This window comes from Lentibacillus persicus, from assembly GCF_900112705.1.
GTDB lineage: Bacteria > Bacillota > Bacilli > Bacillales > Amphibacillaceae > Lentibacillus > Lentibacillus persicus.
Genome location: NZ_FOMR01000021.1, coordinates 1 through 15,751, shown reverse-complemented (window position 1 = coordinate 15,751; position 15,751 = coordinate 1). Strand labels below are relative to the sequence as shown.

Here is a 15,751-nt window from a genome sequence, read left to right as displayed (position 1 = left end):
CTACCTTGCCAACCTCAAGCATTAAGGAACGAGTATAATAACCGTTTCGATAATCCCGGGAGCCTGTCCCGCGCTCGTAAGGCTTATTATTTAAGTATTCATCACGCTCCTTTTCCATGTACTCGTTTAGAATCAATACGATGGTTGATTTGGTAACTGCTTCGATATTGGAATTCATAATGGAATCTTTTAATTTATCCATATTTAGGGTAAACTGGATTTGGGTCATTTTAATCCCTCCTACTTTTTTTCTCGGTTGAAAACATTGTAACATGGGGGATTAATTTGACCCTTTTTTTGATTCCTTTTTACACAATTATATGGACTTTATCAGATAAACTCCATCTTCCGCAGATAAACTCCATCTTCCGCAGATAAACTCCATCTTCCGCAGATAAACTCCATCTTCCGCAGATAAACTCCATCTTCCGCAGATAAATTTTCCTCTGTGCGGCTTGGGCTTGACTTTAAACAAACATCCATTTATATTAAAAAATATAATAGATGAAACGCTGATAAGGGATAGTACCGTTTGCGGTCTTTAATAGAGAGGAAATGCCTGGTGGAAATTTCCATGGACCCAAACGTGAACCTGCCTTTGAGTTCGCCGTCGAAAGGTTTTTTACCGAAAGATGTGCGCGGTTTTAAACCGTTAAGATACCAAGTGTGCAGCTTGATTACGGAGCTGCAAACAAGGGTGGTACCACCACAAACCTCGGTCCCTTTTTTCTGGACGGAGGATTTTTTTATAAGTTAATTCTTCCATATTCTATTTAAGGAGTGTCTTTATTGGGTAAAAACAACAAGCAATTCGTTGAAAAAATAACCGCCATGGAGGACGATTTTGCTCAGTGGTATACCGACGTTGTTAAACAAGCGGAGCTGGTTGATTATGGAAGCGTCCGCGGAACGATGATTATTAAGCCATACGGTTTTGGCATTTGGGAAAATATTCGTGACGAACTGGATAAAAGATTCAAAGAAACCGGCCACTCAAATGTTTACTTTCCGTTATTTATACCAGAGAGCATGCTGCAAAAGGAAAAAGACCATATTGAAGGTTTTGCACCGGAAGTGGCCTGGGTGACACACGGCGGTGAAGAAGAACTGGCCGAGCGGATTTGTGTCCGCCCGACATCAGAAGTTCTTTTCGGCGAATACTACTCTAAAAATATCCATTCATACCGTGACTTGCCGAAGTTGTATAACCAGTGGAGCAATGTTGTCCGCTGGGAAAAAACAACCCGTCCATTTTTGCGCTCACTTGAATTTTTGTGGCAGGAAGGGCACACAGCACACGCGACACGTGAAGATGCCGAAGAAGAAACAGCGCGCATGCTGCAGATTTACGCAGATGTTGCCGAGGATTATTTGGCTATACCTGTTTTGCATGGTAAAAAGACTGAGAGTGAGAAATTTGCCGGGGCGAACTATACTTTGACAATTGAAAGTCTGATGCACGATGGAAAAGCTTTGCAATCCGGAACATCGCATTATTTTGGAACAGGCTTTGCTGAAGCGTTCGATATTAACTATCTCGATGAAAATGGTGATCAAAAACCGATCCATCAAACATCGTGGGGTATGTCCACACGTATTATGGGCGCGCTCATCATGGTACATGGCGATAACCGGGGTTTGGTGATCCCGCCGCGAATCGCACCGACCCAGGCGATGATTGTGCCGGTTGCCCAGCATAAAGAGGGTGTGCTGGACAAGGCTTATGATCTTCGAGATCGTCTGCAGGATCTGGTGCGTGTCGATATTGATGGCAGCGATAAGAAGCCGGGCTGGAAATTTAACGAGTATGAAATGAAGGGAATCCCGGTTCGAATTGAGATGGGGCCAAAAGATATTGAGAACGATCAAGTGGTGCTGGTCCGCCGGGATACGGGAGAAAAAGAATTTGTACCGTTGACTGAACTGGAGGAGCGGCTGCCGGCTCTCTTGGAAGAAGTGCAGCAGAATTTGTATGATAAAGCACTGGAACATCGCAACGAAGCAACCACAACGGCAGTTGATATGGATGCATTCAAAAAAGCGTTGGAAGAGAATCCTGGCTTTATCAAAGCCATGTGGTGCGGCGATGCAGGGTGTGAGGAAAAGATCAAGGACGAAACATCTGCCACATCCCGCTGTATTCCGTTTGAACAGGAAAAGATTTCGGATTCCTGTGTATACTGCGGCAGAGAAGCAAAAGAGATGGTTTACTGGGCAAGAGCTTATTAAGTTGAAAAAATCGGGCGCTGTTTACAGCCGCCCGATTTTTTTCATGTTCCGGAAAGCCCAACTATGTTCCGGAAAGCCCAACTATGTTCCGGAAAGCCCAACTATGTTCCGGAAAGCCCAACTATGTTCCGGAAAGCCCAACCAGGACAAAAAGATGCTGTCCCAGTCAAACGGTTGCACAGCATTTCAGCTTTGCAACGCTTTTTCAATATCCTTTTCAATACTTTCCGGCTTTGTTTGCGGTGCGTAACGGTTGATAACGTTTCCATTTCGATCAATTAAAAACTTAGTAAAATTCCACTTTATTTGTTTCGTCATCACACCTTTTGCTTGTTCGGTTAAATACACAAATAATGGATGTGCGTTATCGCCTTTTACATCAATCTTGCTGAACATCGGAAAGGTTACCCCAAAATTCCTCCGACAAAAGACTTCGATATCTTCATCTGATCCAGGGTCCTGATTGTTAAACTGGTTACACGGAAAGCCGAGTACAGTAAATCCTTCATCTTTATATGAAGCGTAAAGCTTCTCCAGCCCGTCAAATTGCGGTGTAAACCCGCACTCACTGGCAGTATTGACGATCAACAGTACCTCCCCTTTGTAATCATGCAGCGATTTTTCGTCTCCATCTATTGTTTTTGCGGAGAAATCATATAAGCTAATTGAAATCGCCCCCTTTTACAGTAAAGAATACCAATGCATCCAATTATTGTCAAAAGAATTGTCTAACAATTTAAAAAAGACCATCCATTATTTTTTGAATGGATGATCTTGATACATTAAGCTTCCTGTTTTGTCCGGGTTTCTTCTTCAATAATGGCCAGTCTCCGGTTGATTTCATCCTGCGATAAATTGTGTTCGCGGACGTACAAGTTTTCCCGGCTGGTGCGGCATTCATGGGTGCAGCCGCGCATATATTTATGCTCATTTTCTTCTGAACAAATAATTTGTTTATTGCATGGCGGATTGGCACAGTTGACATACCGTTCACATGGTTGGCCGTCAAAATAATCTCTTCCGACCACAACGTGTTCTTTTTGATTAACCGGAACGGAGATGCGTTCGTCAAATACATAACACTTTCCGTCCCAGAGTTCCCCCTGTACTTCAGGGTCTTTTCCATATGTGACAATTCCGCCGTCGAGCTGATTGACATCTTCAACGCCTTCTTCCATCAGCCAGCCGGAGAACTTCTCACAACGGATGCCGCCTGTGCAGTAGGTCAGCACTTTTTTACCTTTCAGCTGGTCTTTATTTTCGCGGATCCAGTCCGGGAGTTCACGGAATGCTTCGATGTCCGGCCGGATTGCGCCGCGAAAGTGACCAAGGTCATATTCATAATCATTCCGTGCATCCAGAATGACCGTTTCTTCATCCTGCATTGCTTCATAAAACTCTTTGGGTGAAAGGAATTTCGCTGTTTTCTCAAGTGGACTGACATCCTCATCTTCATTGAGTTTAAGGCTGACAATTTCGGAACGGTGCCGCACATGCATTTTCTTGAACGCATGGCCGTCATGCTGATCAATTTTGAACGTCATGTCAGCAAAGCGCGGGTCCTGGTGCATTGCTTCCATATACTTTTCTGTCTGTTCGACTGTGCCGGAAACAGTTCCGTTCAGTCCTTCGTGTGCAACGAGAATGCGTCCTTTAAGTCCGAGTTCCTGACAGAAGGCAAGGTGTTCCTCTGCGAACGCCTCCGGATCATCAATCGGAACAAACTTATAATAAAGCAGCACCTGATATGCTTGTTTATTTTTCATTGTAATACCACCTACCATTTATATTTGCAAGATATAAATGTAAATCGATATTTATACCTTATTAATCCTAACAAAACGTTATTATATCACGTGTTTCGGTTCACTTCCAGTTTTCTAGAATTAATTAAAAAATGTCATTTGTCAACATTTTGTCTACATTTATTCTAAAATGGTGTTTCTTCCCTTACTTTTGTCATCAGCTGATTAAACTTTTTAGCTGTTTTTTTCTTTTGGCCTTTAGTTGTATGTGCATATATTTTTTCAAGTGTTTTTATTTCCCTATGACCTAGACGTTCAGCAATATCCCGCAAAGGTATACCAGCTTCAATACATAATGAAGCGTGAGTATGGCGCATTGAATGTGGGCTTAATTTTATCGGGTGTTTCATTTTTTTTAAAATGGTTCGCATATGTTCATATATTACCTGAGGTGATATCGGATAGCCAGGATGACTATTAGTATTTATAAAAATAAATCCCTGGTCCTTATATTGCTTTCTGTTTTCCATTAGAAATTGGTTTTGCCAAGATCGATGTTTTTTCAATTGGGTAAGCACAAATTCATCTATATCAATGATTCGTTCGGATTCTGGTGTTTTAGGTGGGCCTAATTTCACATCATTACCTGCTTTAGTGTTACCGTAGTTAAAAGTTTTAGTTATTGACACGGTTTGATCTTCAAAATCAATATCGTTCCATTTTAACACCGCCAATTCACCACGTCTTAAACCTGTATATGCCAACATTAAGAATATAATATAGTCCTGTGGATGGTAAGGATATCTGGACTTGGCTGTTTGTAGAAAGGTAGCCAAATCTTCTTTTTCGAGAAATTTTTCTTCATCTTTCAAAGGACCATCATTTTCGATCGGACTGTCAGACTGCAAAAACCTCATATCCACGTTTTCCGTTGGGTTAGTTTTAATGACCTTTCTTTCATAACACGCGAATTTAAAAATTAAACTGGCCGTAGAGTGAATAGACTTAATTGTATTTGCGGCCAATCCTTCATTGTACAATTCATGTAAAGTATCAACGTAATATGGTTTAGTTATTTTTCTCATCATAGCGAACTTGAAATGTTCATTCAATTTTTTGACTGATGTTTCTCTGCTTTGAAGTGTTTCTCCTCTTACATATTTAGAATAGTATTTAAACCAAATTGGAACAAACTCGCCAAAGGTTATATTAGATTCTTCAACAAAAGTGCCTTCATTTACTTTTTTGTCTATTTCAGCTGCAGCAAGTTGTGCAGCTTTTTTTGTTTTGAAACCACCTCTGGTTTGTTGTTTGCGCTTTCCCGTTACAGGATCGATGCCTATCTCAACGGTATACTGCCACGTTTTTCCTCGTTTTCGGAATGAAGCCAAGTTTATCACCTCACTCAAATGATATAAATAACAGTTGTATTTTTGGACTATTAAATGAATACATTTTGTTTAATTAAAATTATCTATAATAATTTTCCATTTTGCTATTTATTTTTTCGCGTAGAATTAATCCCTCAATTTGCTTTTCGTAATGATTCAATCGCTTAGCAGCAAAGTTGTGTGTGACATGAAATGTTGAAGCAATCGAAGTAATTGCTTGATTCCTTTCACTTAACACTAGTTCTCGTAACATAAAAGTGGGGACGGCAAAATGCAGCGCAAAGTTATCGGCTTGTGACTCTTGCAATAGCCGAAATGATTCTGTCATGAATAGCTGTACTCCTGAATGATAAAGTATGTGAGCTAATTCATGCGAAAACACTTCTTTTCTTTTTTCTAATGGTATTGCGGGATCTAAATATATACACCCACGAGAGACAAAAGGTGGTTTGCGAAAATAATATAATTGAATGCCAAGCCTTTGAGCGATATCCTCAATCGAATGGTCTGGGTCCACTATCCCCATTTTCAAATACAATTCTTCCACTGTGTCCTCTATTAAAGTTGATACGTAATTCATAACATCCTCCTAATTGAGAACATATGTTCTGTTAAATTGTATAAAAAAGGATGTACAATTGTTTGTACACCTATATTATTAATAATGAAAGATTAAACAACGAAGAAGTCGCTTACTGATATCAATCTGTCTTATTTTTGTCCCCTTTATAGACCAATTTTATTTATCATTTTTTTTTCTCATTTCTTTTTCTAGCTTTATAAGTAATATATTCAAAGTGATTGCGCAGTTCTTCAACATCTTCAGGAGTGAGGTTTTTCCAATCATCAATATTATGGAAAAACATGTCTTCTATTCCATATTCATCCACTATTTTTTTAATTTCAGCTAAAGAGTCAAATTCTTTCGATGACTTTGGTGTATCAGTCCGTCCTAAAAGGTAGTCGGTATCAACATCAAAAAAACTTGATAATTTATCTAAAGTGGAGAAATCAGGCTCGCGAGTACCACTTTCATATTTAGCAATAGTTGAATACGAAACCTCAACTTTACTCGCTAATTCCTCTCTGCTCATATTATTACTGTTTCTAAGATTTTTTAGTCTATCACTAAATTTCATAATGAGACCTCCGATAAATATATTTTATACTATTTGTCCAATAAATAAAATATGTTTGGACAAAATGGGCAAAAGTTGTTGACATTGTACGTAACGTCCATTACAATGTAATTAGTTAGACAATACGTCCAAAAAGGAGGTGTGAAGATGCGAACAAATTTAAGAAATATTAGGTTAAATCAAGGCTATAAAGATGTGGTAGAAATCGCTAATAGTGTAGGCATATCTACATCCTATTACTACAAAATTGAACAAGGTAAAAGGAACCCTGGTATTGATCTAGCTAAAAGAATTGCAGATGTACTTAATCATACAGTTGATGAACTTTTTTTTGATCAAAGTCTGGACATAATGTCCAAGATAAAAGAGGAGGTTGTTTGAATTGTTTGAAACGACGCTAAAACCCCAGCCAGAATTTGAAAATAAGATGTACGACATGATATACCAAATTGCTGAAAAAGCTCAGCAAGACCGGGATCAATTGAATGAGTTCCCATATTTGCTAAGTAAATCTCAATTGGCAAAACAAGTATTCAATGTGAGTACACAAACATTAGATGCGCATATCGTTAGAAGGTCTGACTTTCCAAAAATTAATATCGGCGATCGTGTTCTATACCCAAAGGATGAAGTCATCAGTTGGATTAAAGATCATATCAGTATCACAAATGATATTGCTTCCGAAAGAAAAATAGTTAGTTTGTAAATCTACCATAACGAGATTTCGTGTATTAAAAGCAAATCAAATATATACAAAAATGAGGAGAGAAAACATGAAAATAGGTAAGTCCCTTAAAAAGGTTAGAGAAAGAAAGGAGTATAGCCAGGAAAATATTGCAAATATAATTCATGTTAGTAAACAACTGGTATCGCATTTAGAAAATGATAGAAGGAGTATGACGGAGGATCTAGCAAAGCAAAGTGTTAGCGTGTTAAGTGATGCACAATATGGGTTTGAAGTTGCACGGGAAACTGCAGAGGGTTACATTGCTCCCCTTATAATGAGTGGTGAAGCAATTGAATGGCATAGGTTAGCATTGCAACATGTCTTTGTAAACCAAGTAACAGAAACTATTGAACGCTTTGAAAAATTTAGTCTTGTGCAGCCACCTGAATTTGTTGGCGATAAAGAATTGGAGGGAGTCAGGGAAAGAGCTAAAGAATTGTTGGATATACAAATGATTGTTGACTCATTTCTAACTTGCTTGGAACAGGAATATAACATTTCTGTTCAAGAATGCATGGACAGTAGGTTACAAACTTGGAAGAAGAAGGGGTGGATTAATTAATATTCTCTTTTGGTTAGGAATACCTTCCAAAAAATGAAAAGGGGGGGCAACAATGCGAGAACTAAAATGGATAAAGTTAGATATTTCTATGTTTGAGGATGAAAAAATAAAATTGATAGAACAAATGCCAGAAGCAGATACAATTTTAATAATCTGGGTAAAACTTCTGGCACAAGCAGGAAAGACCAATGCAAATGGCTATATTTATCTTAATGAAAATATTCCATACACGGAGGAAATGCTTGCTACGATATTCGGTAGACCAGTTAATACTGTACGACTTGCATTAAAAACTTTAAGAGACTTCGGAATGATTGATATAGATGAAGATTCATTTATTTACATTAACAATTGGGAAAAACACCAAAATATTGAGGGAATGGAACGTGCGAAAAAGTTGAATGCAGAGCGCAACAAAAGGTATCGAGAACGGAAGAAACAGCAAAAGTTACTCAATAAAACATCACGTGATGTTAGCGTGACGTCACATGACGGTACAGAAGAAGAACAAGAACAAGAGAGAAGAAAGAAGAAAGAAGACAAAGAACAAGAACAACCACAGACCTCAGCAATTATTCAATTTTGGGATAGTAACGGATTCGGGTTAAATAACATTCAAGGAAAAAACCAGTTGTTGTCGTGGTTGGATGATTCTTCATTTACACAGCCAGAAAAAATCATTGTTAAGGCAATGGAGATAGCCTGTGCCAATAATAAAAGACAATTAAATTACGTTGAGGGGATTCTACGAAACTGGGAAAATCAATCGTTATTGACGTTGGAAGAAATCGAAAACAACAAAAAGGAAAAGAAGAAGCAATCCGCTGCGAATGATGGTTATCATTATGGGTTTTAGGAGGATTTCCTGATGGAGAGTATTAAACAGCGTATAAAAAGTCCGGAACAAAAACTGCTTCAAACGTTTGTGTGTGATGGTTGCAACCAGCATGTAACACAAACAGAATTAATTATCCCTTCTGGACCGCGTGAAGGGGAGCGCGTTATAGCCAATTACGGATGCAGATGTGAAGATATCAAGCTGGCAAAGGCAGCTAAGCAAAAATACAATCAGCTCAAACATCGTAACCGGATGGATCGATTTAATTATTATTCATTGATAAATGAGTCGTTAAAAGAAGCAACCTTCGATAACTTTGATGCATATGACAGCAACTTAAAACGGGCTAAAGACAAGGCACTGGCGTATAGTCACTCATTTGATCGAAAACAGAACCTTTTATTGACAGGCGATTATGGAACAGGCAAAAGTCATCTATCGGTTTCCATAACCAAAGCGTTGATGACAAGAGAGTATGAATGCTTGTTTCTCTCCCTTCCCAAACTGCTTACTAAAGTCAAGGGGACCTACAATACAAAAGGCGTTACAGAAGAAGAACTGTTAAACATTATTCAACGAGTGGATTTACTAGTGCTTGATGATATTGGCGCCGAACAACGAACAGAATGGTCCACATCTAAACTATTCGAAATACTGGATGATCGGTCGGGCAAGGCAACCGTTTATACGACCAATTTAAGCAGTAATGAACTTAAAGAACGGGTGAGTGAACGGAACTTCTCAAGAATGATGGATAATACAAACGTTATTGTTATAAATGGCTCAGATTATAGAAGGAGGGCGTTTTAATATGTGGCAAGGTATGAAAAGTGTGATGGTGTTTGATCCGAAGGATAGTCAAGTGGAGACCGACAGAAAGTGGCGAGAATGGATGGAGCATAAAAGCTCCGTTGGTGACAAATATGTACCAACGGCAGCTGAAACAAGAAAATACCTTAATGAACTGGAAAACAGAAAGCAACGATACGCCTAAATATCCACCTTTCTGATTTTCATTAAGATATCTCTCATTATACCATTGTTAGTTAATATGCGACAACGTTTAATAGATGGCCTTGACTGAGGAGGACTAATAATATGCAAGTCATTAATAGAATCGGAGAGAGAAAGATCGTGATTGAAGCTGGTTATTCTGAAGCCCATCTTATTTCCGAGGCATTAACGATGTATCGTTTATGGCTGCAGACGTTACATGGCCGGAACAGTGAAGAAGAAATGTTGATAGGGACGTTAAGGCATACAATTATGAATCCAACGGTGGAACGTGTAACGACATGTAAGGAAGATGACAATGAGTGAGCAAATGATACAGCAATTAAACGTTTATGAATACCTGGGAAAAGGGTGTGATCCTCTATACAATGTCATTTGCCATATGCAACAAGGGTACTCCGAGTATATTCCAGATATAAACGTGACACTCACAAAAAATCAGCATGGCCTATACGAATTGGCTTCTGAATCGGATCATGAATGCTATTCAAATAAAGAGGATTTATATGATTGTGTCAGTAAGATTATAAATAACAGCTTATTAAGGGGGATATAAAGATGTCGCAAGTTGTTCAAGCGTATATGGAACAAGAATGGAATTATTATGATATGAACTTGGCTAAAGCTTTGGAAGCTGTCGAACAAGACGATTTGGAACACGCCTCAATGTATTTTCAACGGATATCATGGGCATTACATTCATTGGCTAAGCATGATTATGGGAATTCAAATAAATCATCAATATCTAAGGTGTAAGAAAGGGTGAATCATTTCATGCAATTCAGCACGGATGTTGAGCACATGTTCACACAAGAAGAAATTGAAGAGATTTTAAAAGACGAACAGAATTTCTATATCGAGCATGCTGAAAAGAACTGGTTAAACCGGTATTTTAAAATTAAAGCAATGGCTAACGAAACAAAAGTACCAAGCATTATTTCTTCTATATCCGATATGCCACAGGGTTCCAGCAATTTCAAAAAAAGCAAGACGGAAATGTATGCTCTAAAAACAATACAAGCATCTGAATGGTTAGAAATACTGCATTCAACCATTGATTCATTAAGTCCAATTGAACAAAAGTTGATTGAATTGAAATATTTGCGTAGACGGAATGACGGTTCTCGATATAGTGATGAGGTTATTTATCCGCAGCTATTTGTCGGCAAAACAAGGTATTATGAAATCAAGAAAGAAGCATTGGAAATACTCGGACGTCATCTATACGGTGTATTTGCTGAAAGGGGATTTTCTTGATGTTGTCAGTTGCTCATTCAATCAAAAAATCATTGCTTATCATATTATTCGTAATGTTATTTGTTGCTTTTTCAACATTCTGTGGCATTGTCTTTTTGGCAGTCCTACAATGGTTTATGCATACCGAGATTTATTTGAACACGGTTTATTCCGCAGAGTTTTGGTTATGGGTCTTGGGTATTCCATTTATTATTATTTTCCTAATGACATGCGCGAAACTATAATCTCATGCGTATAGTTTAAATTCTATAGAAAAGGTGTTGATCACCCTTTTGGACTTGATTGTCTGAAAGGGTGTTCTAGGTTAGGAAAAAATAAGACAAATTTTAATAAGAAATTCGTTCACGCAAAAGGATTTTAATATTTTATGTCGAAATTTACTCTTATAGGGGAATCACAAGGGGAAATTTGTATGCAAACTGAATTCATGAAGCAAGCTTATGGATTAGTGTATGAAATAGAGAATTGTTTGAGACGATACATTGAGCAAACCATGCAAAAAGAATATGGAGTTGGTTGGTTTATTGAAGGTCCACTAGTGATGAAATATAAGCCTTATAATAAAAACTATAACACTTTTCATTTTCATGAACTCGTATCAATGTTGAGAGGTTACCCCTGTTTTGTTGAAACCACCGATACTATTTATTATGAATTGACACAGACAGTTGAGATAAGGAATAAAGTGGCACATTCCCAGGATATTAGCGATAAAGAAATGGTTTTACTGCAAAGAGTTCATAAAATGGTTATGGAGCAAGTATTACTGAAATTGTCCACGTAATATTATTCTTAATTAAATTCATTGTCTACACTTTATTTTTTTATGTTATAATACGAACAAACGTTTGTGTTATGGAGGTTTTTAAAATGAGTGAAGTCAATGATAGAGGAACAAAAAAGTGGACAGCTATGATGATGCCGGAACATGAAGAGATGCTGCAGCAAATGTGGCAAGAACAAGAATATAAACAGAAGCCGATTCTCGATGAACAAGAGCAGTTTGAACTCAATACTAGGTTACAACTTGCCTTACAAAACGATCTTACAGTTGAGGTTGAATATTACGATCATAATTCACATGACTCTCGAAAAATAAAGGGGAAGTTGTTGGTAGCCGATACACTGGCTAACACTTTGAAATTTGACAACGGCGAAAATACGACTGTTTCGTTTGATGATGTTTTGGAAGTGCGGATTGATTAATGTAATGAGAAACAACACTTAACGTTTTTGTTTTGCCCAAGTATTTCAAATTTTATGTTAGTATTGATATTGAATTTTCTTTCAAGTTTCTTCCAACAACAGTCCTTGTCCAGCTAAAAGAAATCATTTAGCCTGTTCAATTAACGGGCCAGATTGTTGAATAGAGAAAAGGCTTTTTACGCGTTAAAGTTATATTTGTTGTATTGTTGTATTGTTTTATTTATTTCTGTAGGCTAGTAATTCACAAGTCTACTATTACTTGGTTATTTTTTTGAAATGATAAAAAGGGATGATTTGTTTGAACGACAAGCTCTGGAAAATAATACAATTTGGGAGTTTCTCACTGTTAATACTAATAGGTGTTTATTCGATAGCAACCCTGCCCCGCACACCAAAACCTGGCGGTGGCTGGCATGTAACTTTTCCAAGTGTAACATATCAGGTAGTTGGATTTAGTCTTGTTGTATTGCTTACACTTACCTGGGTGTTTGCTACTTATGTAAGAAGACAAGGTGAAGTTTCCGTTAAAGCAGTTCAAAGTACAATTTTATTTCTTGTAGGATTTGGAATATTCTTTTGGATTTTACAGCTTATCTAATTAATGAAAATTCCAATTGTAAAAATGCTCTTAAAGAAGGTGATGGTTTGAACGATAAACTCTGGAAGAAAATACAAATAGGAAGTTTTTCGCTGGCGATGTTGTTATTTGTATACAATATAATAGCTCTTCCACTTGAACCATTACCAGATGGAGGATGGCAGGCCACCTTTCCAAGTGTAACATATCAGGTGATCATGGTTGTCATTGCCGGAATACTTCTTTTAACTTGGGCGTTTGCCACCTTTGTACGAAAAGTAGGCGAGGTATCCATGGTAGCCTTCCAACGTACTATCATTTTTCTTGTAGGCTTTGGAATCTTCTTTTGGATTCTGCAGCAAATGCATTAAAGGAAATAACTAAGAGGTTTTTTGAGTATGGTAATGATAGAATTACATAAGAAATGATAAAAGGGTGTTTCATATGGGTTTGTCAAACCGTGAACTTCAGAAGCTTCAGGCGATGTATACGTATTACCTGTTTAAGCAAAAGTCATCCAAGCTTTTTCTAACGGGGTTGTACGTAATGATTGGAATATGGTTTATAGCAATGATTATTCGAGGGTTTGAAAATTTTCTTGTTATGGGGAGTGCCTTGCTGTTTATTTATTTGTTTATTTCGGGAATAGTATGGTTGTATTTTGCCTTTGTAACAAGAAAGGTAGAGAAAAAACGTATTGAAATGGGTCTTTCTAGGGAAAAGTTTGAGGGTTTAATTGGATATGACAGACTCACTGGGAAAATGAACAAACGTTTTGTTAAGATGCCTTGGGATAATTTGTAAATAGCAATTCAAATCTTTTTCTATCCATTTTATTTGGTCATCCATCTTTTCAAGATAAAACTGCTTATTCCGTAATAGGGCGCCATTCCGTAATAAGATTTGGCGCTCGAAGCATACATAAGAGCCAATTTATTTAATAATAATTTACCCCGAAATGATATTATACAAAGAGAGAAAGGAGAATCCTATCTGATACAAGTTATGAAGGCCAACGAAGGTCATGTTGAAGGAATTTCAAATGTGTGTATTAGGGGCTATTGGGCTACATATGGAGAAACTCACTCAAATGAATGGATTGAAAGGGTTATTAGGGACTTTTATAATCACGAAAGAATATTAAAAGAAGTAACCGAATCAAATCGTGACTGGGGTGGATATTTTGTAGCTGTTGAAAAAGGAAAAGTAGTTGGTGCTGCTGGTGGAGGAATGATAGATGTAGGAGTCGGAGAATTATTTGTAATATATGTTGACCCTGCAAGGCGAAATGAAGGAATTGGGTCTAAATTACTTGATGCTGTTACGAAACAACAAAAAGAGGAGTATGGTGCCAAAAAGCAATGGGTATCCGTTCAAAAAGGAAATATGAAAGGAATTCCCTTTTACGAATCCAAAGGCTTCAAATTTCAATACGAAAATGTTCCAAAAGAGTATCCAACGTATATTAAACTGAGACACTCCAGGAAGATTTAAAATCATTTTTTGTTAGCTAATAGTAGAAAGTGACTGTGCCGCAAACGGGCGCTTATCAGGAATAAGTATTAGCTCCTAAGCCGAACATAAGGGCTAATTTGTGGAATAAGGCATATTGAATTCAAGCTGAAATTTAGGGAGGAAGTTTTTTGAGTAAAAAGATTGGTGGGAAAGGAAAAGGCACTTTCTTAGCAATTGGCACTGCAGTAGGTGTTGCACTTGGGTCGGCATATTTTAATAATCTAGCTTTTGGAATCACCGTTGGCGCCTTAATTGGAGCAATCATTGATGTAATCATTTATTGGTACAGACATAATAATACATAAACAATAATTATAACTAATTCATTAACGGGCGCAAGAATGAAATAAGCTCATCGCCCGTCTTGCGTATAACACCAATTTACGAAAAAGCCAATTAGTTTACGTAAATAAATAATCAATGTTCAAAGAGGGATCAAAGTGAATAGTAAACCAACTGTATTTGTTTTGGGTACTGATCATTTAGACAACCCGAATAATGGCGATATGTTTATGTCTCGGACTGAAGATTTACATAGTGAAAAAAGACAGAGTGAAATCAGGCACGTTGTAGATTGTCTGAAAAAATTTAATCCAACAAAAATTGCGTTGGAAGTCTTAACTAAGGACCAAAGAAAGTTAAATGAAAATTACCAGTCCTTTTTGAATGGAAATTTTAAGTTGACATCGAACGAACGCCATCAATTTGGTTTTCAATTAGCTGAAAAGATGAAGGTGAGAGAACTTTTTGCAGTTGATTGGAACGATAATGTTGACGGAGTACCTGACTTAGGAGTCTGGGCAGAGGCAAACACATCCAGCGTTTTTGACGATGCAATTGAAAAAGGAAAACAGTTAACATTGAAGTATGAAGAGTACTTTAAAAACCATACAATAAAGGACTATTTGCTTTTGCTTAATGCTGAGGAAAATGTCAAATCTAACCAAGAGATTTATATGAAACTTGCTTTAATGGGTACCCAAAGCAATCCAACTGGTCCTATGTGGGTAGCGCAGTATTGGTATTATCGAAATATGATCATCTATAAGAACATTGCCGACTTGGTTTCGTCCAGCGACGATAGAATTTTTGTGTTGTATGGTGCAGGCCACCTATATTTACTAAAACAGTTTTTGACAGAAAGTAATATTTTCAATGTGAAAACAGCACAAGATTATCTAACAAACTGAATTATCCCATCATCGGGCGCAAGAACGGAATTAAGACTTGTGCCACTTTTGCTTATAAGGGCCGATTAATGGAATAAGGTTTAGGAGGTGAATTTTTGAATATTCAAGAATTAATGCCTATAATAATTATATTTTTAAACTTAATCATCACTATAGCTATTATTTTTGGAGCCGTTTTTACCGTTAAATATGTGAAATCTAGAAATTCTTCCAAGGAAAAATTAGAAGAAAGAGTAAGAAAACTGGAGGAAAAAGTTAATAAATGATGTTCAATCATCGGGCGCAAGAACGGAATAAAATTGCGCCCGAATTTGCATTGTAGGGCCAGATTGTTTAAGAAACGCGAGAAAATAAGATGTTT

Annotated in this window: 26 protein-coding genes and 1 other annotated feature; of the genes, 20 read left to right on the top strand and 6 right to left on the bottom strand. The window is 37.4% G+C overall.

Features of this window, described 5'->3' with window-relative positions; genetic code table 11:
• Positions 1–229, bottom strand: a 229-nt coding sequence (locus tag BMZ22_RS16690; RefSeq protein WP_177183475.1) for a transposase, incomplete at its 3' end; no start/stop codon positions are given.
• 274 nt (positions 230–503) lie between these two features.
• Positions 504–727: a binding site (T-box leader), on the top strand.
• A 62-nt stretch (positions 728–789) separates the two neighbouring features.
• Here BMZ22_RS16690 and proS point away from each other — a divergent pair.
• The gene (proS, locus tag BMZ22_RS16680; RefSeq protein WP_090087819.1) at positions 790–2,229 is read left to right on the top strand and encodes a proline--tRNA ligase; all 1,440 of its coding nucleotides are present in this window, start codon (positions 790–792) and stop codon (positions 2,227–2,229) included.
• A gap of 186 nt (positions 2,230–2,415) precedes the next feature.
• On the opposite strand, the gene BMZ22_RS16675 is transcribed toward proS, so the two are convergent.
• The 5 genes from BMZ22_RS16675 to BMZ22_RS16655 form a co-directional block, all read right to left on the bottom strand.
• Positions 2,416–2,895, bottom strand: coding sequence for a glutathione peroxidase (locus BMZ22_RS16675; protein ID WP_090087818.1), 480 nt, complete (start codon positions 2,893–2,895; stop codon positions 2,416–2,418).
• Between the two features lie 116 nt (positions 2,896–3,011).
• Positions 3,012–3,995 carry an oxygen-dependent tRNA uridine(34) hydroxylase TrhO gene (gene trhO / locus BMZ22_RS16670; RefSeq protein ID WP_090087816.1) on the bottom strand — a complete coding sequence of 328 codons (984 nt, stop codon included), beginning with the start codon at positions 3,993–3,995 and terminating at the stop codon, positions 3,012–3,014.
• A gap of 164 nt (positions 3,996–4,159) precedes the next feature.
• A complete protein-coding gene (locus BMZ22_RS16665; protein WP_143070003.1) occupies positions 4,160–5,365 on the bottom strand; it encodes a site-specific integrase in 1,206 nt (401 codons plus the stop codon).
• Between the two features lie 79 nt (positions 5,366–5,444).
• Positions 5,445–5,945, bottom strand: coding sequence for an ImmA/IrrE family metallo-endopeptidase (locus BMZ22_RS16660; RefSeq protein ID WP_090087812.1), 501 nt, complete (start codon positions 5,943–5,945; stop codon positions 5,445–5,447).
• 166 nt (positions 5,946–6,111) lie between these two features.
• On the bottom strand, positions 6,112–6,504 hold the full coding sequence (locus BMZ22_RS16655) for a helix-turn-helix domain-containing protein (protein WP_090087810.1): 393 nt from the start codon (positions 6,502–6,504) through the stop codon (positions 6,112–6,114).
• Positions 6,505–6,651: 147 nt separating this feature from the next.
• Between BMZ22_RS16655 and BMZ22_RS16650 the strand changes: the two genes are divergently transcribed.
• From BMZ22_RS16650 to BMZ22_RS17045, 19 genes are all read left to right on the top strand, one after another.
• Positions 6,652–6,885: a helix-turn-helix transcriptional regulator gene (locus tag BMZ22_RS16650; RefSeq protein WP_090087808.1), complete on the top strand. Its 234-nt coding sequence runs from the start codon at positions 6,652–6,654 to the stop codon at positions 6,883–6,885.
• A 1-nt stretch (position 6,886) separates the two neighbouring features.
• Positions 6,887–7,210 (top strand): helix-turn-helix transcriptional regulator, encoded by a 324-nt coding sequence (locus tag BMZ22_RS16645; RefSeq protein ID WP_090087806.1) that lies wholly within the window; start codon positions 6,887–6,889, stop codon positions 7,208–7,210.
• Between the two features lie 67 nt (positions 7,211–7,277).
• Positions 7,278–7,793: a helix-turn-helix transcriptional regulator gene (locus BMZ22_RS16640; RefSeq protein ID WP_090087804.1), complete on the top strand. Its 516-nt coding sequence runs from the start codon at positions 7,278–7,280 to the stop codon at positions 7,791–7,793.
• Positions 7,794–7,845: 52 nt separating this feature from the next.
• Positions 7,846–8,649 (top strand): phage replisome organizer N-terminal domain-containing protein, encoded by an 804-nt coding sequence (locus BMZ22_RS16635; protein WP_090087802.1) that lies wholly within the window; start codon positions 7,846–7,848, stop codon positions 8,647–8,649.
• A gap of 12 nt (positions 8,650–8,661) precedes the next feature.
• Positions 8,662–9,441 (top strand): ATP-binding protein, encoded by a 780-nt coding sequence (locus tag BMZ22_RS16630; protein ID WP_090087799.1) that lies wholly within the window; start codon positions 8,662–8,664, stop codon positions 9,439–9,441.
• Position 9,442: 1 nt separating this feature from the next.
• On the top strand, positions 9,443–9,625 hold the full coding sequence (locus tag BMZ22_RS16625; RefSeq protein ID WP_090087797.1) for a hypothetical protein: 183 nt from the start codon (positions 9,443–9,445) through the stop codon (positions 9,623–9,625).
• Positions 9,626–9,729: 104 nt separating this feature from the next.
• Positions 9,730–9,951 carry a hypothetical protein gene (locus BMZ22_RS16620; RefSeq protein ID WP_090087794.1) on the top strand — a complete coding sequence of 74 codons (222 nt, stop codon included), beginning with the start codon at positions 9,730–9,732 and terminating at the stop codon, positions 9,949–9,951.
• The gene (locus BMZ22_RS16615; RefSeq protein ID WP_090087791.1) at positions 9,944–10,201 is read left to right on the top strand and encodes a hypothetical protein; all 258 of its coding nucleotides are present in this window, start codon (positions 9,944–9,946) and stop codon (positions 10,199–10,201) included. The genes BMZ22_RS16620 and BMZ22_RS16615 overlap by 8 nt, the downstream gene beginning before the upstream one ends.
• 2 nt (positions 10,202–10,203) lie before the next feature.
• Positions 10,204–10,401 (top strand): hypothetical protein, encoded by a 198-nt coding sequence (locus tag BMZ22_RS16610; protein ID WP_090087789.1) that lies wholly within the window; start codon positions 10,204–10,206, stop codon positions 10,399–10,401.
• 18 nt (positions 10,402–10,419) lie between these two features.
• Entirely contained in the window at positions 10,420–10,902 is a 483-nt protein-coding gene (locus BMZ22_RS16605; RefSeq protein WP_090087786.1) for an ArpU family phage packaging/lysis transcriptional regulator, read from the top strand.
• A 412-nt stretch (positions 10,903–11,314) separates the two neighbouring features.
• A complete protein-coding gene (locus tag BMZ22_RS16595) occupies positions 11,315–11,686 on the top strand; it encodes a Swt1 family HEPN domain-containing protein (protein ID WP_090087781.1) in 372 nt (123 codons plus the stop codon).
• 86 nt (positions 11,687–11,772) lie between these two features.
• On the top strand, positions 11,773–12,108 hold the full coding sequence (locus tag BMZ22_RS16590; protein WP_177183486.1) for a YolD-like family protein: 336 nt from the start codon (positions 11,773–11,775) through the stop codon (positions 12,106–12,108).
• Positions 12,109–12,406: 298 nt separating this feature from the next.
• Complete coding sequence (locus BMZ22_RS16585) at positions 12,407–12,706, top strand: hypothetical protein (RefSeq protein ID WP_090087776.1); 300 nt, start codon at positions 12,407–12,409, stop codon at positions 12,704–12,706.
• Positions 12,685–13,056 (top strand): hypothetical protein, encoded by a 372-nt coding sequence (locus BMZ22_RS16580; protein ID WP_090087773.1) that lies wholly within the window; start codon positions 12,685–12,687, stop codon positions 13,054–13,056. Before BMZ22_RS16585 ends, BMZ22_RS16580 begins: the two co-directional genes overlap by 22 nt.
• Before the next feature lie 175 nt (positions 13,057–13,231).
• Positions 13,232–13,489, top strand: a complete 258-nt coding sequence (locus tag BMZ22_RS16575) for a hypothetical protein (RefSeq protein ID WP_143070001.1) — start codon at positions 13,232–13,234, stop codon at positions 13,487–13,489.
• Positions 13,490–13,690: 201 nt separating this feature from the next.
• On the top strand, positions 13,691–14,179 hold the full coding sequence (locus tag BMZ22_RS16570; protein ID WP_245745535.1) for a GNAT family N-acetyltransferase: 489 nt from the start codon (positions 13,691–13,693) through the stop codon (positions 14,177–14,179).
• Between the two features lie 149 nt (positions 14,180–14,328).
• Entirely contained in the window at positions 14,329–14,505 is a 177-nt protein-coding gene (locus BMZ22_RS17050) for a hypothetical protein (RefSeq protein WP_177183485.1), read from the top strand.
• 135 nt (positions 14,506–14,640) lie between these two features.
• On the top strand, positions 14,641–15,390 hold the full coding sequence (locus BMZ22_RS16565; RefSeq protein WP_090087768.1) for a DUF5694 domain-containing protein: 750 nt from the start codon (positions 14,641–14,643) through the stop codon (positions 15,388–15,390).
• Between the two features lie 95 nt (positions 15,391–15,485).
• Positions 15,486–15,656, top strand: a complete 171-nt coding sequence (locus BMZ22_RS17045; protein WP_177183416.1) for a hypothetical protein — start codon at positions 15,486–15,488, stop codon at positions 15,654–15,656.
• Positions 15,657–15,751 lie beyond the last annotated feature (95 nt).

What these genes read in the sequence shown, in the direction of transcription:
- BMZ22_RS16590 (WP_177183486.1), top strand. Translation starts at nt 11,773, where the DNA reads ATGAGTGAAGTCAATGATAGAGGAACAAAAAAGTGGACAGCTATGATG.
- BMZ22_RS16620 (WP_090087794.1), top strand. Translation starts at nt 9,730, where the DNA reads ATGCAAGTCATTAATAGAATCGGAGAGAGAAAGATCGTGATTGAAGCT.
- BMZ22_RS16660 (WP_090087812.1), bottom strand. Translation starts at nt 5,945, where the DNA reads ATGAATTACGTATCAACTTTAATAGAGGACACAGTGGAAGAATTGTAT.
- trhO (WP_090087816.1), bottom strand. Translation starts at nt 3,995, where the DNA reads ATGAAAAATAAACAAGCATATCAGGTGCTGCTTTATTATAAGTTTGTT.
- BMZ22_RS16570 (WP_245745535.1), top strand. Translation starts at nt 13,691, where the DNA reads ATGAAGGCCAACGAAGGTCATGTTGAAGGAATTTCAAATGTGTGTATT.
- BMZ22_RS16575 (WP_143070001.1), top strand. Translation starts at nt 13,232, where the DNA reads ATGATTGGAATATGGTTTATAGCAATGATTATTCGAGGGTTTGAAAAT.
- BMZ22_RS16625 (WP_090087797.1), top strand. Translation starts at nt 9,443, where the DNA reads ATGTGGCAAGGTATGAAAAGTGTGATGGTGTTTGATCCGAAGGATAGT.
- BMZ22_RS16615 (WP_090087791.1), top strand. Translation starts at nt 9,944, where the DNA reads ATGAGTGAGCAAATGATACAGCAATTAAACGTTTATGAATACCTGGGA.
- BMZ22_RS16635 (WP_090087802.1), top strand. Translation starts at nt 7,846, where the DNA reads ATGCGAGAACTAAAATGGATAAAGTTAGATATTTCTATGTTTGAGGAT.
- BMZ22_RS16655 (WP_090087810.1), bottom strand. Translation starts at nt 6,504, where the DNA reads ATGAAATTTAGTGATAGACTAAAAAATCTTAGAAACAGTAATAATATG.
- BMZ22_RS16630 (WP_090087799.1), top strand. Translation starts at nt 8,662, where the DNA reads ATGGAGAGTATTAAACAGCGTATAAAAAGTCCGGAACAAAAACTGCTT.
- BMZ22_RS16610 (WP_090087789.1), top strand. Translation starts at nt 10,204, where the DNA reads ATGTCGCAAGTTGTTCAAGCGTATATGGAACAAGAATGGAATTATTAT.
- BMZ22_RS16640 (WP_090087804.1), top strand. Translation starts at nt 7,278, where the DNA reads ATGAAAATAGGTAAGTCCCTTAAAAAGGTTAGAGAAAGAAAGGAGTAT.
- BMZ22_RS16650 (WP_090087808.1), top strand. Translation starts at nt 6,652, where the DNA reads ATGCGAACAAATTTAAGAAATATTAGGTTAAATCAAGGCTATAAAGAT.
- BMZ22_RS16605 (WP_090087786.1), top strand. Translation starts at nt 10,420, where the DNA reads ATGCAATTCAGCACGGATGTTGAGCACATGTTCACACAAGAAGAAATT.
- BMZ22_RS16595 (WP_090087781.1), top strand. Translation starts at nt 11,315, where the DNA reads ATGCAAACTGAATTCATGAAGCAAGCTTATGGATTAGTGTATGAAATA.